Below are 23165 nucleotides of genomic sequence, written 5' to 3' on the forward strand. Positions count from 1 at the left end.
GGCTACCGGGGCGGGCGCTGGTCGACGATGCGGCGCATCTTGCCGACGGACCGCTCGATGCCGCCCGGGTCGCGGACGTCGACGGCGACGCTGACGCCGATCGAGTTCTTGACCAGCCGCTGCAGGAGCGAGCCGGCCTCGTGGGCCGCGTCGAGAGCAGTGCTCTCGCGACGTTCGACCCGGACGGTGAGATGGTCGAGGTTGCCGTCGCGGCCCAGCACGCACTGGAAGTGCGGCGACAGGGCAGGCGTCTGCAGGATGAGCTCCTCGATCTGGGTCGGGAACAGGTTGACCCCGCGCAGGATGATCATGTCGTCGGTGCGGCCGGTGATCTTCTCGATCCGCCGCATGGTGCGCGCGGTGCCGGGCAGCAGCCGGGTCAGGTCGCGGGTGCGGTAGCGGATGATCGGCATGGCCTGCTTGGTCAGTGAGGTCAGCACCAGCTCGCCCTCCTCGCCGTCGGGCAGCACGTCGCCGGTCACGGGGTCGATCACCTCGGGATAGAAGTGGTCCTCCCAGACCGTCAGGCCGTCCTTGGTCTCGACGCACTCGCTCGCGACGCCGGGCCCGATGACCTCGGACAGCCCGTAGATGTCGACGGCGTGCATGTCGAGGCGCTGCTCCATCTCGCGGCGCATGTCGTTGGTCCACGGCTCCGCGCCGAAGATGCCGACCTGCAGCGAGGTCGAGCGCGGGTCGACGCCCTGGCGCTCGAGCTCGTCGACGATCGAGAGCATGTAGGAGGGCGTGACCATGATCAGGTCGGGCCGGAAGTCGAGGATCAGCTGCACCTGGCGCTCGGTCATCCCGCCGGAGACAGGGACGACGGTGCAGCCGAGCCGCTCGGCTCCGTAGTGGGCGCCCAGGCCACCGGTGAACAGCCCGTAGCCGTAGGCGTTGTGCAGCACGTGGCCGCGACGGCCGCCCGCTGCGCGGATGCTGCGAGCCACGACCGTCGCCCACGTGTCGATGTCGTCCTTCGTGTAGCCGACGACCGTCGGCTTGCCCGTCGTACCGGACGAGGCGTGCACGCGGACGACGTCCTCGCGCGGCACCGCGAACATGCCGAACGGGTAGTTGTCGCGCAGGTCGGCCTTGGCCGTGAACGGCAGCCGGGCCAGGTCGGCGAGCTCCCGGACGTCGTCGGGGTGGACCCCGACCGAGTCCCAGGCCGCCCGGTAGTGGGCGACGTGGTCGTAGGCGTGACGCACCGACCACCGCAGCCGCTCGGTCTGCAGCGCGCGCAGCTCGTCGACCGAGGCCGTCTCGATGGGCTCGAGGTCGCCGGGGCGGGGGCTGAGGTCGGGCAGGTCAGGCATCGAAGTCGACCGTCACGGCGTCGCCCAGCGGGAAGGACTGGCAGGTGAGCACGAACCCGGCGTCGACCTCAGCCGGCTCGAGGGCGTAGTTGCGGCGCAGGTCGACCTCACCGTCGGTGACCTTGGCCCGGCAGGTGCCGCAGACGCCGCCCTTGCAGGCGAACGGCAGGTCGGATCGCATCGCGCTCGCACCGTCGAGGACGGACTGGGTGACCGGCAGCGGGGCGGTGGTCGACAGCCCGTCGAGCACGATCGTCACCGCGACGGTCTCGCCGCTCACCTCGGCGTCGACCCGGGTGAGCTCGGGCGGCGGGGCGTCGACGTAGAACAGCTCGAAGTGGACCCGGTCGGCGGGGACGTCGAGGTCGCCGAGCACGACGCGGGCGTCCTCGATCATGGCGTGCGGGCCGCACAGCCAGACGTGGTCGTACGACGCCACCGGCGCGACGGTGGTGAGCAGCCGCCGCAGCCGCACCTCGTCGAGGCGGCCGCTGAAGAGCTCGACGTCGCGCGGCTCACGACTGAGCACGTGCACCAGCTGCAGCTGCGGCCCGAAGCGGTTCTTGAGGTCAGCGAGCTCCTCGGCGAACATCACCGACCCGCTGGTGCGGTTGCCGTAGAGCAGCGTCACGTGGCCGCCGGCCCCCAGCACGCTGGCGGCCACCGAGAGCATCGGGGTGATGCCCGACCCGGCCGCGACGCAGAGGTGACGGCCGCCCTGCAGGACCGCCGGGTCCGGGCAGAACCGGCCGGTCGGCACCTGCACCTCGATCTCGTCGCCGGCGCGGACGTCGCGCACCAGCCAGCGGCTGAACAGGCCGTCGGGGATCTCGCGCACCCCGACCCGCGGCGGGCCGCCGGCAGGGGCGCTGATGGAGTACTGGCGGCGGTGCTCGACCCCGTCGACGACCTTGCGCAGGGTCAGGGACTGACCGGGCACGAAGGCGAACGCCTCCGCCAGGTCGTCGGGCACCTCGAAGGTGACCGCGGCGGCGTCGTCGGTGAGCGACTCGACCTCGCGGACCCGCAGCGGGTGGAAGGCGGCTCGGGCGGGCGCGACCATCAGATCTCCTTCACGTGCTCGAACGGCTCGAGACAGTCGGTGCAGCGGTAGAGCGCCTTGCAGGCCGTGGCCCCGAACTCCGAGGTCAGGCTGACCGCGTCCGATCCGCAGCGGGGACAGGCGATCGCCCGTCGGGTCGGGAACAGGTCGAGCAGCACGGGTCCGGTGACGGCCGGCGCGGGTCCGGGGGCCGACAGCCCGTGGTCGCGCAGGGCCTGACGGCCGCGCTCGGTGATCCAGTCGCTCGACCAGGCCGGCGTCAGCGCCACCTCGACCCGGGCGGCGTGGCCCGCGTCGCGCAGCCGGTGCACCAGGTCGTCGCGCATGGTCGCCATCGCCGGACAGCCGGAGTAGGTCGGCGTGATCGTCACGACGACGCCGTCGGCCTCCTCGCGGACGTCGCGCAGCACCCCGAGGTCCTCGAGCGTGAGCATCGGCATCTCCGGGTCCGTGACGGAGCACGCGAGCTCCCACACGTCGGTCGAGGTGCGAGGCGCCCCGGCGCCGGTCCACACGTCGGTCGAGGTGCGAGGCGCCCCGGCGCCGAGCCTCGAGACCTCCGCAGCCGACCCACCCGACCCACCCCGTGGCCTCGAGGCTCGCTGCGCCCGCACCTCAGCCGACGGCGTGCTCACCACTGTCCCCGCGGATGCGCCCGGGCGACGACCTGCATCTCGGCGAGCAGCCGCGAGAGCGCCTCGGTGTGGCCGGTCCCGGCCCGCGGGGGGCGGTCCGGACGCTCGACCCCGGCCACGGCGAGGACCTGGTCGAGCACCACGTCGGCGGCCGGGCCGGCCTCGTAGGCTGCCGCCAGCTCGGCGTACAGCGGCCAGAGCGCGTCGAGCCCGGCCGCCAGGCGACGCGCGGACTCCTCGGTGCCCTGCGCCAGGGTGACGAACCAGCGCGCGGCGTAGTCGCGGTGGTAGCTGAGCTCCTTGACGCCCTTGACCGCGATCGCGGACAGCACCGGGTCGGCGTGCGTGCTGAGCTGCTCGAACGCCGCCAGCCGGACCGTCGAGAAGAGCAGCAGCCGGACCATCGTCTGCGCGAAGTCGCCGTTGTCGACCTCGACCATCCGGTGGCACCGGAACGCGACCGCCTCGCGGAAGAACGCCAACGCGTCCTCGGCCGGGACCGGCGACCCCTCGGGCAGGACGGGTACGACGGACGGGTCGGCCGCCGCCGCCCGGGCCAGCAGCAGCCGCGCCTGACCGAGCAGGTCGAGCGCGCAGTTGGCCAGCGCGATGTCCTCCTCGAGGTCGGGCGCGTTGCTGCACCACTCGCTGAGCCGGTGCGACAGCACGAGCGCGTCGTCACCGAGCATCAGGCAGTACGCCGCCAGCTCGGCCGCGTCGAGGCCTGCGGGCACCGTGGTGTCGACCCCGGCGAGCGGGTCCTCGAAGTCGGTCCCGAACGCCCACTGCGAGTCGTCGCCGACGACGTCGTGGTGCTCGAGCAGGCCGTCGTACGGACTGTCCATCTCCGAGCCGCCCATCACATGTGGGGGACGTCGTCGGGGATGGCGTAGAAGGTCGGGTGCCGGTAGACCTTGTCGCCGGCGGGCGCGAAGAGCGGGTCCTTCTCGTCGGGGCTCGAGGCGGTGACCGCGTCGGCGCGCACGACCCAGATCGACACGCCCTCGTTGCGGCGCGTGTAGACGTCGCGCGCGTGCCGGACCGCCATCTCGTCGTCGGCGGCGTGCAGCGAGCCGACGTGCACGTGGTTGAGGCCGCGCTTGCCGCGCACGAACACCTCGTAGAGCGGCCACTCCCGCTCCTTGCTGTGACCCGGTTGGGACGCCGGCACCCCGGTCAGCGGCACCGCGCCGTGGCCACCGGATGCGGCGAACTCGCCCGCGCTCACGCCGACACCTCGAGACCACGCTGCTTGTCAGCGAAGGCCGACGCGGCCTCACGCACCCACGCACCGTCCTCGTGGGCGCGCTGCCGGTGGGCGATCCGCTGGGCGTTGCAGGGGCCGTTGCCCTTGACCACCGCCATGAACTCGTCCCAGTCGGGGGTGCCGAAGTCGTGGTGGCCGCGCTCGGCGTTCCAGCGCAGCTCGGGGTCGGGGAAGGTCACGCCGAGCACCTCGGCCTGCGGCACGCTCATGTCGACGAAGCGCTGACGCAGGTCGTCGTTGGTGTTGCGCTTGATGCCCCAGGCCATGGACTGCTCGGTGTTGGGCGAGTCGTCGTCGGGCGGACCGAACATCATCAGCGCCGGCCACCAGAACCGGTCGACCGACTCCTGCACCATCGCGCGCTGCTCGTCGGTGCCGCGCATCATCGTCATCAGCAGCTCGAAGCCCTGGCGCTGGTGGAAGGACTCCTCCTTGCAGACGCGGATCATCGCGCGGCCGTAGGGACCGTAGGAGGTGCGGCACAGCGGCACCTGGTTGCAGATCGCGGCGCCGTCGACGAGCCAGCCGATGGTGCCGACGTCGGCGTACGACAACGTGGGGTAGTTGAAGATCGAGGAGTACTTCTGCCGGCCCTCGATGAGCATCTCGGTGAGCTCCTGGCGCGACACGCCGAGCGTCTCGGCGGCGGAGTAGAGGTAGAGCCCGTGACCGGCCTCGTCCTGCACCTTGGCCAGCAGGATCGCCTTGCGCCGCAGCGACGGGGCCCGGGTGATCCAAGCGCCCTCCGGCTGCATGCCGATGATCTCGGAGTGGGCGTGCTGGGCGACCTGGCGCACGACCGTACGGCGGTAGGCGTCGGGCATCCAGTCGCGCGGCTCGATCCGGTCGTGGCGCGCGATGGTCGCCTCGAACTGAGCCTGCAGGTCCGTGTCGCCCCCGGCTTCGGTCTCGCTCTCGGTGGTGGTCACGGGTCCTCCTCGACGCTTTACTGACCGACCGGTCTGTTATACCTTGACACGGCTGCACGTCGCCACGCAAGCACCCCCGACGAAGGAGTCACCCGTGACCGCACTGCTGGAGAGCTACGCGTCAGGACGCTGGTTCTGCGCCGACGACGACGGGCAGCCGGTGCGCGACGCGGTCACCGGCGAGGAGGTCGCCCGGGTCAGCGCCGCCGGCCTCGACCTCGGGGCGATGGTCGCCCACGGCCGGACCGTGGGCGTCGCCGCGCTGGCCCCGCTCACGTTCCACGAGCGCGCCGGGCTGCTCAAGGCGGTGGCCAAGCACCTCACCGACCACAAGGACGAGCTCTACGAGCTGTCCTTCCGCACCGGCGCGACGCGCCGGGACTCGGCGGTCGACATCGACGGCGGCATCGGCACGGTCTTCTCCATCGCGAGCAAGGGCACCCGCGAGCTGCCCAACGACACGGTCCACCTCGACGGCGGGCTCGAGCGACTGGGCCGCGAGGGCACGTTCGTGGGCCAGCACGTGTGGACCAGCCGGCCCGGCGTGGCCGTGCAGGTCAACGCGTTCAACTTCCCGGTCTGGGGCTTCCTCGAGAAGCTCGCGCCCGCGTTCCTCGCCGGATCCCCGACGATCGTCAAGCCCGCCGCGCAGACCGCCTACCTCACCGAGCTCGTCGTACGCCGGATCATCGAGTCGGGCCTGCTGCCGGAGGGCTCGCTGCAGCTGCTGTGCGGCAGCCCCGCCGGCCTGCTCGACGAGCTCACGGTCCAGGACCGGGTCGCGTTCACCGGCTCGGCCCACACCGCCGGGCTGCTGCGCAACCACACGCAGGTCCTGCACGGCGGCGTCGAGCTGACCGTCGAGGCCGACTCGCTCAACTGCTCGATCCTCGGCCCCGACGTCAGCGCCGACGACCCCGAGCTCGACCTGTTCGTCAAGGCCGTCGTGGCCGAGATGACCGTCAAGGCCGGCCAGAAGTGCACCGCGATCCGCCGGGTGCTGGTGCCCCGCGCCCTGGCCGGCACCGTCACCGACGCGATCGCCGCACGGCTCGCCACCATCACCGTCGGCGACCCGCGCTCGACCGACGTCCGGATGGGCGCCCTGGTCAGCCTCGAGCAGCGCGACGAGGTCCGCAAGGCGATCCAGTCGCTGCGCGCCTCGGCCGAGATCGTCTTCGGCGATCCCGACCACGTCGACCTGGTCGACGCCGACGCCGAGCGCGGCGCGTTCCTCTCCCCCGTGCTGCTGCGCGCCGCCGACGGCGCGGTCGAGCCGCACGACGTCGAGCCGTTCGGCCCGGTGTCCACCGTCGTCGCCTACGACGGCGTCGACGACGCGATCGCGCTGGCCGCCCGCGGCAAGGGCAGCCTCGTCGGGTCGCTGGTCACCCACGACCCCGACGTAGCGCGCCGGGTCGTGCTCGGCGCGGCGCCCTGGCACGGACGCATCCTGGTGCTCGACCGCGACGACGCGCGGGAGGCCGCGGCTGCCGGTGGCCACGGCTCCCCCCTGCCCGTGCTGGCGCACGGCGGTCCCGGTCGGGCCGGCGGCGGCGAGGAGCTCGGCGGCATCCGCGGTGTCCTGCACCACCTGCAGCGCACGGCGATCCAGGCCTCGCCCGACATGCTCACCGCGATCACCGGTCGCTGGACCACCGGCGCGCAGCGCACCGAGGACCCCGACGGCACCCACCCGTTCCGCAAGAGCCTGGCCACCCTGCGGGTCGGCGACACCATCGCCTCCGCGTCGCGCCGGGTCACCCGCGCCGACATCGACCACTTCGCCGAGTTCACCGGCGACACCTTCTACGCCCACACCGACCCCGAGGCCGCGGCTGCCAACCCGCTCTTCGGCGGCATCGTCGCCCATGGCTACCTCGTGGTCTCGCTGGCCGCGGGCCTGTTCGTCGACCCCGACCCCGGCCCGGTGCTGGCCAACTTCGGCGTCGACCACCTGCGCTTCCTCACGCCGGTCAAGGCCGACGACACCATCGCCGTCACCCTGACCGTCAAGCAGATCACCCCGCGCACCTCCGCCGACTACGGCGAGGTCCGCTGGGACGCCGTCGTCACCAACGCCGACGACGAGCCCGTCGCGACCTACGACGTGCTCACCCTGGTCGCCAAGCAGTGGCCCGCCTGAGCCCGGCCTGGGCCACTAGCGTCGGCACATGACCGAGGCCGACGTCGCGACCTGCCCCAAGCACATGACCTTCGGGCCGTGCGGCGGGGTTCGCGACGACGGCAGCTGCGAGATGCGGGCCCATCCCTGCCCCTTCGCGCTGACCGCGGAGCCGGTCGCCTGGACCGACCCGCCACGGTCCGAGCCGCCACCGTCGTCCGGCCTCCTGGCCGCGCTCGCGACCGGCCGCGCCGTGATCACCGACCTCTCGCTGCCGCCGTACGACGCCGAGGCGGTCGCGGCGATGACCCGCCTGCTGGCCGACTCGTGCGACGCGTTCCTGGTGGGCGAGCACCAGAGCCGGCCCGACTTCCCCCCGGTGCTGATGGCCCAGCTGATCCGCGGCGCCGGCGGCGTCCCGTGGCTGACCCTGGCCTGCCGCGACCGCAACCGGGTCGTGCTCGAGCAGGAGGTGACCGGGCTGCGGCTGGCCGGCGTCGACGGCGTCCTGTGCGTCACCGGTGACGGCCGGGCCCCGGGTGTGCGCGACGGCGTCACCCAGGTCTTCGACCTCGACGGCACCGAGCTGGCCGCCCTGGCCGCCGCGGCCGGGCTCGCGGTCGCCGTGCCCGAGTCGCCCGACGCCTTTCCGCGCGAGCTGCGACCGGGCCGGCTGGTCGAGAAGCAGCGGGCCGGCGCCCACGTCGCGTTCCTCAACCACGTCGGGAGCCCGGCCCGGGTCGCGACGTACGTCGCCCGCGCGCGCGACCTGGGGCTGACCATCCCCGTCGTGGCCGGGGTCGCGGTCTACACCGACGAGCGCTCGGCCCGGGTGCTGCAGAGCTTCCCGGGACTCCAGCTCGACGACGCCCGGGTCGAGCGGGTCCTGGCCGCACCCGACACCCGCGCGGCCGGCATCGAGGCGGCCGTCGAGGAGGCCCGTGCCCTGCTGGCGATCGACGGGGTGGCCGGGGTCGATCTGTCGGGCCGGGGCAGCTCCCGCGGTGAGTTCCACGAGGCGGAGGTGAAGGCCGAAATCGGGTACCGGCTCCGCGATGCCTCCTGACGACGCGATGGTCGACGAGTTCGACACCTATGCCCGATGGACCGCCGACGCGGTCGCCGAGCTCGGCGACGACCACGCCCTCCCGGCGGCGTGCCGGGGCAGCGGGAGCCCCGCCGCGCTCGACTGGCTGGCCGGGCGGATGGGGCTGCGCCGTGGGACCCGGCTGCTCGACAGCGGGGCCGGGGTCGGCGGCCCGGCCGAGCACGTCGCGCGGGGCCTCGGCGTGGTCCCGGTCCTGGCCGAGCCCATGGAGGGCGCGTGCCGTGCGGCCGCGCGCCTCTTCGACAACCCGGTCGTCGTCGGTGACGGCGCGGCGCTGCCCTTCCCCGACGGTGCGTTCGACGCGGTCTGGTCGCTGGGGGTGCTCTGCACCGTCGACGACAAGGTGGCCCTGCTGGCCGAGCTGGCCCGCGTCGTGGTGCCCGGCGGGCCCGTGGGGCTGCTGGTCTTCGAGCGCCGGGTCGAGCACCTGGCCGACCAGCCCGAGGGCAACTCGTTCCCCACCTCCGCCGAGCTCGCCGCCCACCTGGAGCGCGCCGGGCTCGTCGTACGCGACGAGACGTGGGTCGAGGACCTGCCCGCGACACCGCGGGACTGGACGCGGGCGGTGGAGGAGGTCGAGCGGGTCATCGCGCGCGACCACGGCGACGACGAGGGGTTCCGGGTCGCCCAGCGGCAGTCGGACCAGGTCGGGCACCTGATGGGTGACGGCCTGGTCGCCGGACGGCTGCTGGTGGTCACCACCCCGGTCTGACCCGGCCTGACCGCCCCCGGCCGGAGCCGGCGACACCGCCTCCGTCACGCTGGGACCCATGAGCCACCGCCTCACCGTCCAGTACTTCGAGCCGACCGACGGCCCCGCCTTCGAGGCCGCCTACCGCGAGCGCCACGTGCCGCTGGTCCGGGCCGTGCCCGGCCTGCGCAGCTTCACCCTGACCCGGCCCCGGGGCGGCGAGGGGACGCCGTACCTCGTCGCCGAGCTGTGGTTCGACGACGCTGCCGCGTTCGAGGCGGCGATGACCTCGACCGAGATCGCCGCGACGGGCGCCGACGCCGAGACCTACGACGTCGCCCGCAAGGTGATGTTCAGCGGCGACGTCGACGACGTCACCAGCTGACCCGCCCGGCCGGTCAGCCGAGCAGCGCGGCGACGGCCGCGTCCGAGGCCGCGAGCGCGTCGCGGTCGTACGTCGAGCCCGTCACCAGCAGCTCGTCGGCCCCGGTGCGCTCGGCCAGCTGCTCGATCCGCTGCCGGATCGTGTCACCACGGCCGGCCGCGACGCCGTCCAGACCGGCCTCGACCCGCTGGCGGTCCTGGTCCTCCCAGCGGGCGGCCCTGATCTGCGCGACCGGCTCGAGGGGTGCGAAGACCCCGGTCCGACGCGAGCGCACCATCGCCCACACCTCGGGCAGCGCCAGGTCGCGCGCCTCGCGGTCGGTGTCGGCCACGAGCACGTCGAGCGAGACCGTGACCCGCGGGAGGCTCCCCCGGTGCGCACGGAAGTCGCGCCGGTACGCCGCCAGGCGGTCCCCCACGTCGGGCTCGGACAGCACCGGGCCACCCACGACGACCGGCAGTCCCAACCGCGCCGCGACGTCGATCCCGCGCCCGGTAGCCAGCACGAAGAGCGGGATCTCCTCCTCGACGAGGGGGCGCGCGGTCACCGGGGCGGTGCCCTCGAGGTAGCCACGCAGCTCGACGACGTCCTCGACGAACGCGTCCGACTGCTCCGCACCCTGCCGCAGCGCGCGGCGTACGGGGGCGGTGAAGCCGGGCGACCGACCCAGCCCGAGGTCGATCCGGCCCGGGTGCAGACCGGCGAGCATCAGGAACTGCTCGGCCACGACGAGGGGCTGGTGGTGGGGCAGCATGACGCCGCCCGACCCGAGCCGGATGCTCCGGGTGCGGGCGCCGATCGCGGCCAGCAGCACCGCGGGGGCCCCGGACGCGATGCCCGGTACGCCGTGGTGCTCGGCCACCCAGAACCGGTCGTACCCCAACGCCTCGGCCGCGACGGCCCGCTCGAGCGTGTGCTCCAGGGCGTCGCCCTCCGCGGCTCCGGCCCGGGTCCGGGAGCGGTCGAGGAGGGACAGTCTCATGGTCGGCACAACCGTCGGTGACGCCGCGACGTTCCCCGCGGCGCGGCGTGCCCGTGTGACCCGGGCGACCTTTGACTTCGAGTACTCGAAGTTCCTAGCGTCGTCGACATGAGCCCACGGACCGCGCAGCGCGGCTACACGATCAAGGAGACCGCCGCCCTGACGGGGATGCCGGCCTCCACGCTGCGCTACTACGAGCAGATCGGCGTCATCCCGGCCATCGGCCGCGACGCCAGCAGCGGCCACCGCGTCTACGACGAGGACGACCTCGACCAGCTGGTCTCGGTCGCCTGCCTCGCGGCGACCGGGCTGTCGGTGAGCGACATGCGGACCTACGTCGCCAACAACCGGATCGGCGCCGCGGCCGCCGCCGACCAGCGTGCGCTGCTCGAGGCCCAGCAGCGGCGCCTGGCCCACGAGGCCGAGCACCTGGTCCTGCGCCAGCAGTACGTGCGACTCAAGATCGACTACTGGGACGCGGTCGAGGCGGGTGACGAGGCCCTGGTCGAGCAGATCACGACCCGCGCCCACGCCCTGGCCAACGAGCTCCAGCAGACCAAGCAGCACTGACCCAGACAGAAGAGAGATCACCACCATGCCCAGCACCACTGTCACCGCCTACGCCGCTCCCGCCTCCGGCGAGCCGCTCGCCCGCACCACCATCGAGCGCCGCGAGGTCGGCGCCCACGACGTCCTCATCGCGATCGAGTACGCCGGGATCTGCCACTCCGACATCCACACCGTCAACGGCGACTGGGGTCCGCAGCCGTTCCCGGTCGTCCCCGGCCACGAGATCGTGGGCACCGTCAGCGAGGTCGGGGCCGAGGTCACCACCCACCGGGTCGGCGACCGGGTCGGCGTCGGCTGCATGGTCAACTCGTGCGGCCGGTGCGTCAACTGCCGCAACGGCGACGAGCAGTACTGCGTCGACGGCACCGTGCTCACCTACGCCTCCACCGACCGCGACGGCTCCACCACCCAGGGCGGCTACTCCACCCACGTCGTCGTCGACGCCGGCTTCGTGCTGTCGGTGCCCGAGGGCCTCGACCCCGCGGCGGTCGCGCCGCTGCTGTGCGCCGGCATCACGACGTACAGCCCGTTGAAGCGGTGGGGCGCCGGCCCCGGCAAGCAGGTCGCGGTCGTCGGCCTCGGCGGGCTGGGCCACCTGGGCGTCAAGATCGCGCACGCGATGGGCGCGGAGGTCACCGTGCTGTCGCAGTCGCTGAAGAAGCAGGAGGACGGTCTGCGCCTGGGCGCCGACCACTACTTCGCGACGTCCGACCCCGACACGTTCGAGCAGCTCGCCGGGAGGTTCGACCTGATCGTCAACACCGTCAGCGCGGGCCTCGACATCGGTCCCTACCTGCAGCTGCTCGCCGTCGACGGCGCGCTGGTCAACGTCGGCGCCCCGCCGGAGCCCTACAGCGTGCCGGCCATGCTGCTCGTCAGCGGCCGTCGCACGTTCGCCGGCTCGATGATCGGCGGCATCGCCGAGACCCAGGAGATGCTCGACTTCTGCGCCGAGCACGGCATCGCCTCCGAGATCGAGGTGATCCGCGCCGAGCAGGTCAACGAGGCCTACGAGCGGGTCCTGGCCTCCGACGTGCGCTACCGCTTCGTGATCGACGCCGCGACGATCGACTGACACGGGTCCGGCGCCTGCTCTTCGTCACGTCGTGAGGGCCACGAGCGGTGACGGTGCCCACGTGGGCCACTCGACCGGTCCGGTGACGACACCCTTGGTGAAGGCGGCGCACACCCGGAACGGTTCCTCGGCGTTGCTGTTGTCCAGCACCTCGGTGACATCAGCGATCCGGATGGCCTGGGCGACGTAGTCCCACAGGCGTTCGTAGCGGCCCCGGATCTTGTCCTCGTCGACCCGGTGGCCGCCGAGCCGGACACGGTCGTGGACACGGCGGACCGTCAGGCCGACCGGGACGATGACGACATGGAGGTTGACGATGTAGCCGAGCGCAGACGCGTCCGAGACGAGCGCGACCTTGCTCTCGTGTGAGAACACGGTCTCGCTGATGAACGACTGCCCCAAGTTGAGCGACTGCCTCCGCAGGGCCTCCGCGAATTGAGCCGCCTCATAGGCATGCGGCTCAGGGTCGGCCCACGTCTGGGCTGCGATGACATCCGCGTTGATGAAGGGGAGCCCCGTCACAGGAATGAGGACGTCGTCGGCGTAGGTCGACTTACCTGCCCCGTTGGACCCGGCCAGGAGGTGGAATACCGGCACTACTCAGAGCCGGGGTGAATGATGACGTTGCCGTCCTCGTCAGCCTCGGAGTACGCCTGACCGGACGCCCTGAACGTGGCTCCATAGTTCAAGCTCGACCGTCGCTCAGCGATCCGTTCGGTCCAAGCCCCACGCACCACGGCCTGCTCGCGCTGGCCGAGCTCGTCGTAGGAACCCTCACCTGAGAGGACCTGCCTGATCGCGCGATGGTTGACCTGGGGCGACATCTCGAGCTCGCGACCGATCCGAGCCCAGTGCGCGATCTGCTGAGGAACCGTGCGGGAGTCCTGTCGGGCCGCCGCCGCCGCTGAGTCATAGATGTCAGCCGGGAGTCGGGTCGGTGGAGTCGTCCGCATGCCGCGAGTGTAGCACCGTGCTACCGAGTAGGACGGAGCCAGACCGTGAACAGAAGACCGGCGGGCCTCTAGACACGGTTGGCTAATCGATGTAGCTTTTGGCTAATCCAATAAGCTAACCGTTCGGAGGACGCCATGACCCGCCACCTGACCATCGACGACCACACCCTCGCCTACGACGTGAGCGGCGAGGGGCCGCTCGTGGTCCTCGCCCACGGCATCGGCGACAGCCGCCACTCCTACCGCTTCGTGGCCCCGGCGCTGGCCGCGGCCGGCTACCGGGTCGCCGTCGTCGACGTCCGAGGCTGCGGTGAGTCCAGCGTCGGCTGGGACGGCTACAGCCGCACCGACATCGGCGGTGACCTGGTCGCCCTGGTCCGCCACCTGGGCGGGCCGGCCGTCATCGTCGGCCACTCGATCAGCGGCGGGGCCGCGACCATCGCCGCCGCCACCGCACCCGAGCTGATCACCGGCCTGGTCGAGCTGGCCCCGTTCACCCGCGTGCAGAAGATCCCGCTCGGCGGTCTGGTGAGCAACCGGCGCTACCGCCGTGGCACCATGCGGCTGGTGCGGACCTTGCTGCTCGGCAGTGTGTCGAGCTGGTCGGCCTACCTCGACCTGGCGATCCCGACCAAGCCCGCCGACTGGGACGCCGAGCTGGCCCGCATCCAGACCACGCTGGGCGAGCCCGGCCGGATGAAGGCGCTGCAGGCCATGTGCAAGACCAGTCCCGCAGACGCCGGCGACCAGCTCGCCCACGTCGCGTGCCCGGTCCTGGTGATCGAGGGAAGCCTCGACCCCGACTGGACCGACCCGCGCGCCGAGGGCGAGAAGATCCTCGCCGACCTGCCCACGGGCCTCGGCGAGCTGGCCGTCATCGAGGGTGCCGGCCACTACCCCCACGTCCAGACGCCCGACGAGGTCGTCGCCCTGACCCTGCCGTTCCTGGCCCGGACGCTGACCGGTGCCTAGGGCCGGACTCACCCCGGCCACCGTCACGGCGGCGGGCGCCGCCCTGGCCGACGAGATCGGGCTCGACCACCTCAGCATGGGCCTGCTCGCCGAGCGGCTCGGCGTCAGGACCCCCTCGCTCTACAAGCACGTCGACGGACTGGGTGACCTGACCCACCGGATCGCCGTCCTGGCCATGACCGAGCTCGCCGACGCCGTCCGCGACGCCACCCAGGGCCGGGCCGGCAGCGACGCACTCGTCGCCGCGGCCCAGGCGGTGCGCTCGTTCGTCACCGAGCGGCCCGGGCGCTACGCGGCGGGCAACGCGGCCCGCCCCTCCGGCCCCGACGACCCCCTGCTCCCGGCGGCCGACCGGTTCCTGGGCTCGCTGTCGGCGATCCTCCGGGGCTACCGGCTCGACCCCGCCGACGAGATCCATGCGCTGCGGATGCTGCGCAGCATGCTGCACGGTTTCGCCAGCATCGAGGCGGCCGGTGGGTTCATGATCGACACCGACATCGGCGACAGCTTCGCCTGGATGGTCGACCTGGTCGACCGCGGCCTCACCGTGCGCGCCCAGGTCGCACCCTCGATCCCTACGCCGCGACCGAGTCCAGCGCCTCGGCGGTGAGCGTGACCGACCTCAGCCGGGCCGCGGTGCTGGGTGCCTGGTGGGCGGTGATCAGCTCGTCGGCGCCGATGCGGTCGCGGAAGTCCTCGAGGTAGCGCGCCACCGCGGGACCGTCGCCGACGGCGGCGTAGGTGAACATCTGGTCGACGTGCTCGGCCGCGCCACGGCGCAGCAGGACGTCGGCCTCGACGTCGCTCAGGGTCTGCCCGCGTCCGAAGAGCGTGACGGCGATGGTGCGACGGGCCGCCTGCAGGTTGGCCGCGGCCTCCTCGGTCGTGTCGGCGGCGACCACGTTGACGCCCGCGATCACGTACGGCGCCGCGAGCTGGTCCGAGGGCCTGAACTCGCGCCGGTAGGCGGCCACGGCCGCCTCGAGCGCCTGCGGAGCGAAGTGGCTGGCGAAGGCGTACGGCAGCCCGAGGGCCGCCGCCAGGTGGGCGCCGAACATCGACGAGCCGAGGATGTAGAGGGGCACCTCCGTGCCCTGGCCGGGCACGGCCGTCACGCCGGGCACCCGGGACTCCGTGCCCAGGAACGCCTGCAGCTCCTGCACGTCCTCGGGGAAGCGCTCGGAGGCGGAGGGGTCGCGCCGCATCGCCTGGGCCGTGGCCTGGTCCGAACCCGGCGCGCGCCCGAGACCGAGGTCGATCCGGTCGGGGTACATCGCGGCGAGGGTGCCGAACTGCTCGGCGATCGTCAGCGGCGAGTGGTTGGGCAGCATCACGCCGCCGGCGCCGAGCCGGATCGTCGAGGTGTGCGCCCCGACGTGCGAGATCAGCACGCTGGTCGCGGACGACGCGATGCTCGACATGTTGTGGTGCTCGGCGTACCAGACCCGGCGGTAGCCGTGGGCCTCGGCGCGCTGCGCGAGGGCGACGCTGGCCGCGATGCTGCTGCCGACGGTCTCCCCCTTCGCGATCGGGGCGAGGTCGAGCACGGACAGGGGGAAGCTCATGGGTGGTGCCTCTCGGGTCGACTACCCGTTCCAACAAGACAGTGGGTGTCCCTCTTCCCCGGTGAGGGACACCGGCACGGCGCGCGTCAGCCGGTGGCCGAGGCGGCGGCGCGTGAGGGATCGGCCGCGGCGGCCAGCCGGGAGTCGACGGCCGCGGGGCTGAGGACCTGGTCGAGGGCCATCGCGGCGCAGCCGACCAGGCCGGCCCGGTCGCCGAAGGTCGAGGGCAGGAAGCGCAGGTCGCGCGTGGCCAGGGCCGACGCGCGCGCGTAGACGGACTCGCGGACCCCGGCCGCGTAGACGTCGAAGGCGGCGGCCATGTCACCCCCGATGACGACGGCCTCGGGGTTGAGGATGTTGATGGCGACGGCGAGCACCTCGCCGAGCCGGCGGCCGCTCTCGCGCAGGCGGTGCTTGGCCTCCGCGTCGCCGCCGGCAGCGAGGGCGGCGAGGTCGCGCACGTGGTCGACGGGGTGGCCGGCCTCGCGCAGCTCGGCGACCAGCGCCCAGCCGGCCGCGATCGTCTCCAGGCACCCGACGTCACCACAGCGGCAGGGCCGACCGGCAGCGGCCTCGACCTTGGTGTGGCCGATCTCGCCGGCGGCCCCGAGGTGCCCGGCGACCACCCGGCCCTCGGCGAGGATGCCGAGGCCGAGACCGGTCGAGGCCTTGACCACGAGCAGGTCGGGGTGGTGGCGGGCGTGCCCGAGCCGCTCGGAGCGGGCGAGCACGTCGGCGTCGTTGGCGACGAAGGTGGACCCCGGCTCGATGCCACCGGCGACGAGGGCCGCGCGCAGGTCGACGCCGTCCCAGCCGGGCATGGCCGGCGACTCGATGCTGACCCCGAGCACCGGGTCGACGGTGCCGGGCAGGCTGATGCCGGTGCCGTAGACCGGCTGCGCCGTCGGGAGCGGCTCGATCAGCTCTCGCAGGTGGGCCGCGACGACGGGCATCACCACGTCGGGCGAGGCGCCCACCTCGTGCTCGACCGAGGACGAGCCGAGCTCCTGGCCCTGGAGGTCGAAGACGGCCAGCTGCGAGCGGGACCGACCGATCGCCACCGCCAGCACGACCGCCGCGTCGGCGTTGAGGGACAGCCCGGCGGGGGGCCGGCCGCCGGTGGAGGCGAGCTCGTCACCGGTGACCACGAGGCCCGCGGCCTCGAGCAGGGCCAGGCGGGCGCCGACCGCGGTGCGGGAGAGCCCGGTGAGGCGTCCGAGGTCCGAGCGGCTGCTGGCCCGGCCACGGCGGACCAGCTGGAGCAGGTCTCCGGCGGTCGTCATAGTCGCATCCTAGACACAAGTTGCGCGTAGTTATGTCTTTGTCATGCGTAAGTTTGCTTGTTCAGAGCAGTCTTTGGCTCTACCGTGGTCCGGGTGACCCTTCCGACCTCCGAGCTCGCCGACGGCATGCCGACCTGCGACTTCACCATCGTCGGTGCCACCGGTGACCTGTCCCTGCGCAAGCTCGTGCCCGCGCTCTACCGCCGCGAGGCCGAGGACCAGCTGCGTCCCGGCACTCGCATCATCGGCGTCTCCCGCTCCGACCTCGACGACGACGGCTACCGCGCGGTGGTCGGCGAGGCCCTGGCCCACCACATCGGCGACGAGCTCGACCCGGTGGTCGTCGTACGGCTGCTGGCCCGCGTGCACCACCTCGTCCTCGACGCCGCGACGCCCGACGGGTGGCACCTGCTCCACCACCTGCTCAAGGAGGGCGACCCCGACGCCGTCCGCGTCTTCTACCTGGCGACCGCCCCGGCCCTGTTCGGACCCATCTGCCACCGCCTCGACGAGATCGGCGTCGTCGACCCGAGCGCCCGTGTCGTGCTGGAGAAGCCGATCGGTACCGACCTGGCCTCGGCCCGCGCCGTCAACGACGCCGTCGGCCAGGTCTTCGACGAGCAGCAGATCTTCCGGATCGACCACTACCTCGGCAAGGAGAGCGTCCAGAACCTCCTGGTCACCCGGTTCGCCAACACCTTCCTCGAGCCGCTGTGGAACTCCCGGTGGGTCGACCACGTGCAGATCACCGTGTCCGAGACCCTCGGGGTCGGCGAGCGCGGCGACTACTACGACGGCTCCGGTGCGTTGCGCGACATGGTGCAGAACCACCTGCTGCAGCTGCTCTGCCTGGTCGCCATGGAGCCCCCGACGTACGTCGGACGCGAGACCGTGCGCGACGAGAAGCTCAAGGTGCTCCAGGCCCTCAAGCCGATGAGCGCCGACGACGTCGACCGCGACACCGTCCGCGGCCGCTACGGCCAGGGGCTCGCCGACGGTGTCGCCGTGCCGTCGTACACCGAGGAGCTGGGGCGGCCCGGCAGCGCGACCGAGACGTTCGTCGCCCTGCGCGCCGAGGTGCAGAACTGGCGCTGGGCCGGCGTCCCGTTCTACCTGCGCACCGGCAAGCGGATGGACCGCAAGATCTCCGAGATCGTGGTGGTCTTCAAGGAGCCGCCGCACGCGATGTTCCCCCACCACGAGGGCACCCAGCCGAGCCCGGCGGCCAACCGCCTGCACATCCAGGTGCAGCCCGACGAGGGCATGCAGCTGCACATGACGGCCAAGGAGCCCGGCCCCGGTGGCATCCGGCTGCGGCCGGTGTCGCTCGACCTGAGCTACGCCACCGCCTTCGACGCCCGGATGCCCGACGCCTACGAGCGGCTGCTCATGGACGTCATCCGCGGCAACCCGACGCTGTTCATGCGTCGTGACGAGGTCGAGGCGGCCTGGACCTGGGTCGAGCCGATCCTCCGGCGCTGGTCGGTCACCCCCGACCGCCCCCGGCGCTACCCGGCCGGCACCAGCGGGCCGACCGCCGCCGCCACGCTCATCGAGCGCGACGGCCGAACCTGGCAGGAGTCCGACCATGACTGAGATGCACCCCGTGATCGCCGAGGTGACGCGTCGGCTCGTCGAGCGCAGCGCCGACACCCGCGGCGCCTACCTCGCCCGGATCCGGGCCGCCGGCCAGACCGGACCGGCCCGTGGCGACCTGGGCTGCGCCAACCTGGCCCATGGCTTCGCCGCGGCCGAGCCCGACGAGAAGCGCGCCTTGCGCGGACGGGTCAAGCCCAACCTGGCGATCGTCACCAGCTACAACGACATGCTCTCCGCGCACCAGCCGTACGCCGACTACCCGCCGGTCCTCAAGCGGGCGGCTGCGCGGGCCGGCGGGCTGGCCCAGGTCGCCGGCGGCGTCCCGGCGATGTGCGACGGCATCACCCAGGGCCGCGCCGGCATGCAGCTCAGCCTCTACAGCCGCGACGTGATCGCCATGTCCGCCGCGATCGCGCTGAGCCACGACATGTTCGACGGCGCCCTGATGCTCGGGGTCTGCGACAAGATCGTCCCGGGCCTGCTCATCGGCGCCCTCTCCTTCGGCCACCTCCCGACGGTCTTCGTGCCGGCCGGCCCGATGGCCTCCGGCCTGCCCAACGGCGAGAAGGCCAAGGTCCGTCAGCTCTACGCCGAGGGCAAGGTCGGGCGCGAGGAGCTGCTCGAGGCCGAGTCGGCGTCGTACCACTCCCGTGGCACCTGCACCTTCTACGGCACCGCCAACTCCAACCAGCTGCTGATGGAGGTGCTCGGCCTGCACCTGCCGGGCTCGTCCTTCGTCAACCCCGGTACGCCGATGCGTGACGCGCTGACCCGCGCCGCCGCCGAGCGCGCCGTCGGCATCACCCGTCAGGGCGGCGAGCCGACCCCGGTCGGCGAGGTCGTCGACGAGAAGGCGATCGTCAACGCCTGCGTGGCGCTGCTGGCCAGTGGTGGCTCGACCAACCACACGATGCACCTCGTCGCGATCGCCCGGGCGGCCGGCGTCCAGCTCACCTGGGACGACCTGTCCGACCTGTCGGCCGTGGTGCCGTCGCTGTGCCGGATCTATCCCAACGGCTCCGCCGACGTCAACCACTTCCATGCCGCTGGCGGCATCGGGTTCCTCGTGCACACCCTGCTGCGCCACGGGCTGCTGCACGACGACGTCCTCACGATCATGGGCCGCGGGCTGCACCACTACACCCGCGAGCCCGTCCTGCGCGGCGACCACCTGACCTGGGAGGAGGGCCCCAAGGCCAGCCTCGACCTCGACGTGCTGCGTCCCGCCGACGACCCGTTCGCTCCCGACGGCGGCCTCAAGGTGCTGACCGGGCCGCTCGGCACCGCGGTGATCAAGACCTCGGCCGTCAAGCCCGAGCACCGCGTGGTCACCGCGCCCGCGCTCGTCTTCGACGACCAGGAGGGCTTCCTGACCGCCTTCGGCGAGGGCCGGCTCGACGGCCGCGACCTCGTCGCGGTCATCCGCTACCAGGGTCCGGCCGCCAACGGCATGCCCGAGCTGCACAAGCTCACCCCGGCCCTCGGCGTCCTGCAGGACCGCGGGCAGCGCGTCGCCATCGTCACCGACGGCCGGATGTCCGGCGCCTCGGGCAAGGTCCCGGCCGCGATCCACGTGACGCCGGAGGCGTCCGTGGGCGGCCCGCTCTCGCGGGTGCGCGACGGCGACCTGATCACCGTCGACGGCGTCCGGGGTCTGCTCGACATCGACGTCGAGCTGCGTCACCGCGAGCCGACCGGCCGCGCCCCCGAGGGCCCCGAGTGGGCGGGCACCGGGCGCGAGCTCTTCGCCGCCTTCCGGGCCACTGTCGGCCCCGCCGACCTCGGCGCCAGCATCTTCCCCGTCCACCCGGCACCCGCCGCGCCCTCGGAGGTCTCCGTTGCCCAGCTCGCCTGAGTCCCTGCTCGACGCCGTACCCGTGATGCCGGTCGTCGTCGTCCACGACCTCGCCGACGCCGTACCGATCGCCCGCGCCCTCGTGGCGGGCGGCCTGCCCGCCATCGAGCTCACCCTCCGTACGCCGGTCGCCCTCGACGCGATCGCGGCGATCGCGGCCGAGGTGCCCGAGATCCTGGTCGGCGCCGGCACGATCGTCACCCCCGGCCAGGCCAAGCAGGCCCAGGACGCCGGCGCGCAGTTCCTGGTCTCCCCCGGCGCGACGCCGTCGCTGCTCGCGGCGATGACCGACACCGGGCTGCGCTTCCTGCCCGGCACCGCCACCGTCTCCGAGGTGCTCGCCGTGCTCGAGCTCGGCGTCACCGAGATGAAGTTCTTCCCGGCCGAGGCCTCCGGCGGAGCCCCGTTCCTCTCCTCGATCGCCTCGCCGGTCCCGGCCGCCCGCTTCTGCCCCACCGGCGGCATCACCGCCACCTCGGCACCGCGCTACCTCGCGCTGCCCAACGTCGGGTGCGTCGGCGGCTCGTGGCTCACCCCGAGCGACCTCGTCGCCGCCGGCGACTGGGCCGGGATCGAGTCGCTCGCCCGCGAGGCCGCGGCGCTCGGCGACTGAGTCCAGGGCCCACCGCGCTCGGTGAGTCATCCGCGGCGGCCGCTTGGTCCCGACCCCCTCACGAGTCGCCGTCCGACGGATCGACCGACTCGGCCACTACGTCGGCGCCTGGTCGATCTGACGATCAACACCACGACGCGGTCGGTCCAGAGCGCTTTCGATCCCGCCAGGGCCGACCGTCCGAAAGGCACCCACCCCAGGGGTGCGTCGCAGCATCCGGGGTCCTCGGCCTCAGGATCGGGTCGGTCGGCAAGAATTCACCGTGCGTGGTGTGGGCCCGATCGCGGTTGAGGTGACATCCTCCGAGGAGTCGTCTTGCATCGGGTGAGACGCACTCTCGGAAGGCACCATCATGCGTCGTCTCGCCATGGCCGCTGCGGCTTCTGCCACGCTCGTCACCGCGGCAACCGGGTTCGCCACTCCCAGCACCGCTGTGCAGCCCCCCTCGCAGAGCATCACCGACTGGACCCGCGTGGGCTGCGCCGACCTCCAGGGCTACACCGGGGCCCGTATCTGCCTGGACTACTCACCGGGCACCGCCGGTGCGGCCCGCGGAATCCTGTTCAACGACTCCCAGTCCGCCATCCCGAACAAGGGCATCTTTGTGAACCTCGGCTCTGGTGCAGACGTTTCTTGCAGCCAGGTCGTCACTCCAGCCGGCGACCGGGTCCAATGCGTCAAGACCCTCAACGGCCGCTTCGCCCTTCGCTTGAACTACACCAAGGGCAGCGGCGCCCCCGACAGCGTCCAGACCGCAGCCCACACCTTCTAGCCCACCTGTGGCGGTGGCCACGTCGCAGCCTGGGACGTGGCTGCCGCCGTACACGTAGAGCGAGAGCCCCGGCACCGATCGTCCGGGGCAGGGGTTCTCTCCGCTGGTCCTGTACGCCGGGTGGAACCTCGACGAGGAGTCAACGACCTGCGCCTCCGCGTTGGCCCAGGCTGCCGCACTCCACGGTCAGCGCGACTGCAGTTCCAGTGGGACGTGGATCGACGGTGGCACACGGCCGCCACGGCAGATGGCACCGTCGTCGGCATCGCGATCCCGTCAGCGACCCCGACGCACCGCATCGACATGGCCCAGATCGCAGCGTCCTGCGACCCAGGTGGAAGAGGCGGGCGTCGACCGTGCCCGCTACACGACCGTAGGCGAACCCTGCCATCCGGCGTCCGCCCCGGTCGTGCCGATCGGCGACAACTGGATTGCTTGCGGTCGAGACGGCCTGGGAGGGTCGGGAGATGCGAGTCATCCAGCCCTCAGCAGCCCAGCTGGCCGCTGCGGCGACACTGAGCGTTCCGGTCGAGACCTCCCTCCCGGCCAGGGAGGCAGCAGCGGAGATCGAGGCGGGCCGCATCCGGCCCGAGTGGTCCGTCCTGGCTTTGGACGAGTCCGACGCAGTCATCGGGCGAGCGATGTGGTGGGGCCGGGACACGACCGCTCCGATCGCGTTGGACGTGTGGGAGGTTCATCCGCACGTGCGCGACCGCGACATCCTGGCCAGGGCTCTTCTCGAGGCCGGGCACGAGGCCCTGTCGCGTCGCGGCGTGGCCGTTCCGCTGCCGCACACGATGCGGCTGTCTCACGACTGGCGCGACCAGGCGGCCTTCGTCGCCGAGGTCGACCTCAAGACTCGTGCCGCTGCTGCCGTGGGCCTGACGCAGGTCAACGAGCGACTCCAGTTCCAGTGGGACGCCGATCGACCGTGGCCGGCCCACCGCGGCTCGCTCGCGTTCGCGCCCGCCGACGACGAGACCTTCGTACGACTGTTCGCCGCGGCCGCAGAGGGCTCGCTGGACGTCATGACCCGCCGCGAGCTCGCGTCCACCAGTCCCGACGAGCTGGCCCGTGCCGAGGTCGACTACTACCTGACCTGCCCGGGTGAGCGCTCCTGGTGGCACACGGCCGCCACGGCCGATGGCACCGTCGTCGGCATCGCCATCCCGTCAGCGACCCCGACACACCGCAACGTCGGCTACCTCGCCGTGCTCCCTACGCACCGAGGTCGGGGCTACGTCGACGAGATCCTCGCCTTCATCACCCGCTTCCACGCCGAGCAGGGCGCCTCCCGCGTCACGGCGACCACGGACGCCGCCAATGCGCCCATGGCTGCCGCCTTCCGCCGCGCCGGCTACCGTTGCACCGAGACGCGCATCGACCTCGAACCACTCTGAAGCC

24 protein-coding genes are annotated in these 23165 nt (G+C 72.6%); 13 read left to right on the forward strand and 11 right to left on the reverse strand.

Going from position 1 to position 23165, the window contains the following annotated elements; genetic code table 11:
- Positions 1–2 precede the first annotated feature (2 nt).
- From paaK to paaA, 6 genes are all read right to left on the reverse strand, one after another.
- Positions 3–1319: a phenylacetate--CoA ligase PaaK gene (paaK, locus tag FJQ56_RS09275; RefSeq protein ID WP_211350811.1), complete on the reverse strand. Its 1317-nt coding sequence runs from the start codon at positions 1317–1319 to the stop codon at positions 3–5.
- Positions 1312–2382, reverse strand: a complete 1071-nt coding sequence (gene paaE / locus FJQ56_RS09280) for a 1,2-phenylacetyl-CoA epoxidase subunit PaaE (RefSeq protein ID WP_140009137.1) — start codon at positions 2380–2382, stop codon at positions 1312–1314. Before paaE ends, paaK begins: the two co-directional genes overlap by 8 nt.
- Positions 2382–2897: a 1,2-phenylacetyl-CoA epoxidase subunit PaaD gene (gene paaD / locus FJQ56_RS09285; RefSeq protein WP_342776428.1), complete on the reverse strand. Its 516-nt coding sequence runs from the start codon at positions 2895–2897 to the stop codon at positions 2382–2384. The genes paaE and paaD overlap by 1 nt, the downstream gene beginning before the upstream one ends.
- A gap of 116 nt (positions 2898–3013) precedes the next feature.
- On the reverse strand, positions 3014–3862 hold the full coding sequence (gene paaC / locus FJQ56_RS09290; protein ID WP_140009138.1) for a 1,2-phenylacetyl-CoA epoxidase subunit PaaC: 849 nt from the start codon (positions 3860–3862) through the stop codon (positions 3014–3016).
- A 14-nt stretch (positions 3863–3876) separates the two neighbouring features.
- Positions 3877–4245, reverse strand: a complete 369-nt coding sequence (gene paaB, locus FJQ56_RS09295) for a 1,2-phenylacetyl-CoA epoxidase subunit PaaB (RefSeq protein ID WP_425464894.1) — start codon at positions 4243–4245, stop codon at positions 3877–3879.
- Complete coding sequence (paaA, locus tag FJQ56_RS09300; protein WP_140009139.1) at positions 4242–5213, reverse strand: 1,2-phenylacetyl-CoA epoxidase subunit PaaA; 972 nt, start codon at positions 5211–5213, stop codon at positions 4242–4244. The genes paaB and paaA overlap by 4 nt, the downstream gene beginning before the upstream one ends.
- Positions 5214–5307: 94 nt before the next feature.
- Here paaA and paaZ point away from each other — a divergent pair, with 94 nt between their 5' ends.
- The 4 genes from paaZ to FJQ56_RS09320 are packed head-to-tail and all read left to right on the forward strand — an operon-like array spanning position 5308 to position 9522.
- The gene (gene paaZ / locus FJQ56_RS09305) at positions 5308–7359 is read left to right on the forward strand and encodes a phenylacetic acid degradation bifunctional protein PaaZ (protein ID WP_140009140.1); all 2052 of its coding nucleotides are present in this window, start codon (positions 5308–5310) and stop codon (positions 7357–7359) included.
- A 28-nt stretch (positions 7360–7387) separates the two neighbouring features.
- Positions 7388–8404, forward strand: a complete 1017-nt coding sequence (locus FJQ56_RS09310) for a methylenetetrahydrofolate reductase C-terminal domain-containing protein (RefSeq protein ID WP_140009141.1) — start codon at positions 7388–7390, stop codon at positions 8402–8404.
- Positions 8394–9158, forward strand: a complete 765-nt coding sequence (locus FJQ56_RS09315; RefSeq protein ID WP_211350813.1) for a class I SAM-dependent methyltransferase — start codon at positions 8394–8396, stop codon at positions 9156–9158. Before FJQ56_RS09310 ends, FJQ56_RS09315 begins: the two co-directional genes overlap by 11 nt.
- Positions 9159–9216: 58 nt before the next feature.
- Positions 9217–9522: an EthD family reductase gene (locus FJQ56_RS09320; RefSeq protein WP_140009142.1), complete on the forward strand. Its 306-nt coding sequence runs from the start codon at positions 9217–9219 to the stop codon at positions 9520–9522.
- A gap of 13 nt (positions 9523–9535) precedes the next feature.
- On the opposite strand, the gene FJQ56_RS09325 is transcribed toward FJQ56_RS09320, so the two are convergent.
- Complete coding sequence (locus tag FJQ56_RS09325; protein WP_140009143.1) at positions 9536–10504, reverse strand: MsnO8 family LLM class oxidoreductase; 969 nt, start codon at positions 10502–10504, stop codon at positions 9536–9538.
- A gap of 108 nt (positions 10505–10612) precedes the next feature.
- On the opposite strand from FJQ56_RS09325, the gene FJQ56_RS09330 reads away from it, so the two are divergent.
- Together FJQ56_RS09330 and FJQ56_RS09335 are read left to right on the forward strand one after the other, a co-directional pair.
- Positions 10613–11074 (forward strand): MerR family transcriptional regulator, encoded by a 462-nt coding sequence (locus FJQ56_RS09330; RefSeq protein ID WP_140009144.1) that lies wholly within the window; start codon positions 10613–10615, stop codon positions 11072–11074.
- A gap of 25 nt (positions 11075–11099) precedes the next feature.
- Positions 11100–12149 (forward strand): NAD(P)-dependent alcohol dehydrogenase, encoded by a 1050-nt coding sequence (locus tag FJQ56_RS09335; protein ID WP_140009145.1) that lies wholly within the window; start codon positions 11100–11102, stop codon positions 12147–12149.
- Positions 12150–12173: 24 nt separating this feature from the next.
- Here the strand turns inward: FJQ56_RS09335 and FJQ56_RS09340 are convergent, their stop codons facing one another.
- Positions 12174–12746, reverse strand: coding sequence for an ATPase (locus FJQ56_RS09340; protein WP_140009146.1), 573 nt, complete (start codon positions 12744–12746; stop codon positions 12174–12176).
- The gene (locus FJQ56_RS09345) at positions 12746–13102 is read right to left on the reverse strand and encodes a TA system antitoxin ParD family protein (protein WP_140009147.1); all 357 of its coding nucleotides are present in this window, start codon (positions 13100–13102) and stop codon (positions 12746–12748) included. Before FJQ56_RS09345 ends, FJQ56_RS09340 begins: the two co-directional genes overlap by 1 nt.
- A 135-nt stretch (positions 13103–13237) precedes the next feature.
- On the opposite strand from FJQ56_RS09345, the gene FJQ56_RS09350 reads away from it, so the two are divergent.
- Together FJQ56_RS09350 and FJQ56_RS09355 are read left to right on the forward strand one after the other, a co-directional pair.
- Entirely contained in the window at positions 13238–14074 is an 837-nt protein-coding gene (locus FJQ56_RS09350) for an alpha/beta fold hydrolase (protein WP_140009148.1), read from the forward strand.
- The gene (locus tag FJQ56_RS09355) at positions 14067–14684 is read left to right on the forward strand and encodes a TetR/AcrR family transcriptional regulator (RefSeq protein WP_140009149.1); all 618 of its coding nucleotides are present in this window, start codon (positions 14067–14069) and stop codon (positions 14682–14684) included. The genes FJQ56_RS09350 and FJQ56_RS09355 overlap by 8 nt, the downstream gene beginning before the upstream one ends.
- Here FJQ56_RS09355 and FJQ56_RS09360 read toward each other — a convergent pair.
- Together FJQ56_RS09360 and FJQ56_RS09365 are read right to left on the reverse strand one after the other, a co-directional pair.
- On the reverse strand, positions 14650–15639 hold the full coding sequence (locus FJQ56_RS09360) for an LLM class flavin-dependent oxidoreductase (RefSeq protein ID WP_140009150.1): 990 nt from the start codon (positions 15637–15639) through the stop codon (positions 14650–14652). The two genes, FJQ56_RS09355 and FJQ56_RS09360, sit on opposite strands and share 35 nt — an antisense overlap.
- Before the next feature lie 86 nt (positions 15640–15725).
- The gene (locus FJQ56_RS09365; protein WP_140009151.1) at positions 15726–16922 is read right to left on the reverse strand and encodes an ROK family transcriptional regulator; all 1197 of its coding nucleotides are present in this window, start codon (positions 16920–16922) and stop codon (positions 15726–15728) included.
- A 93-nt stretch (positions 16923–17015) separates the two neighbouring features.
- Between FJQ56_RS09365 and zwf the strand changes: the two genes are divergently transcribed.
- The 5 genes from zwf (at position 17016) to FJQ56_RS09390 (ending at position 23161) form a co-directional block, all read left to right on the forward strand.
- Positions 17016–18518, forward strand: a complete 1503-nt coding sequence (gene zwf, locus FJQ56_RS09370) for a glucose-6-phosphate dehydrogenase (RefSeq protein ID WP_246084053.1) — start codon at positions 17016–17018, stop codon at positions 18516–18518.
- Positions 18511–20376: a phosphogluconate dehydratase gene (gene edd / locus FJQ56_RS09375; protein WP_140009152.1), complete on the forward strand. Its 1866-nt coding sequence runs from the start codon at positions 18511–18513 to the stop codon at positions 20374–20376. The genes zwf and edd overlap by 8 nt, the downstream gene beginning before the upstream one ends.
- Entirely contained in the window at positions 20360–20989 is a 630-nt protein-coding gene (gene eda / locus FJQ56_RS09380) for a bifunctional 4-hydroxy-2-oxoglutarate aldolase/2-dehydro-3-deoxy-phosphogluconate aldolase (RefSeq protein WP_140009153.1), read from the forward strand. Before edd ends, eda begins: the two co-directional genes overlap by 17 nt.
- A gap of 352 nt (positions 20990–21341) precedes the next feature.
- Positions 21342–21761 carry a hypothetical protein gene (locus FJQ56_RS09385; protein WP_140009154.1) on the forward strand — a complete coding sequence of 140 codons (420 nt, stop codon included), beginning with the start codon at positions 21342–21344 and terminating at the stop codon, positions 21759–21761.
- Positions 21762–22228: 467 nt separating this feature from the next.
- Positions 22229–23161 carry a GNAT family N-acetyltransferase gene (locus tag FJQ56_RS09390; RefSeq protein WP_140009155.1) on the forward strand — a complete coding sequence of 311 codons (933 nt, stop codon included), beginning with the start codon at positions 22229–22231 and terminating at the stop codon, positions 23159–23161.
- Positions 23162–23165 lie beyond the last annotated feature (4 nt).

Source organism: Nocardioides plantarum (genome assembly GCF_006346395.1).
GTDB classification, from domain to species: Bacteria; Actinomycetota; Actinomycetes; order Propionibacteriales; family Nocardioidaceae; genus Nocardioides; species Nocardioides plantarum.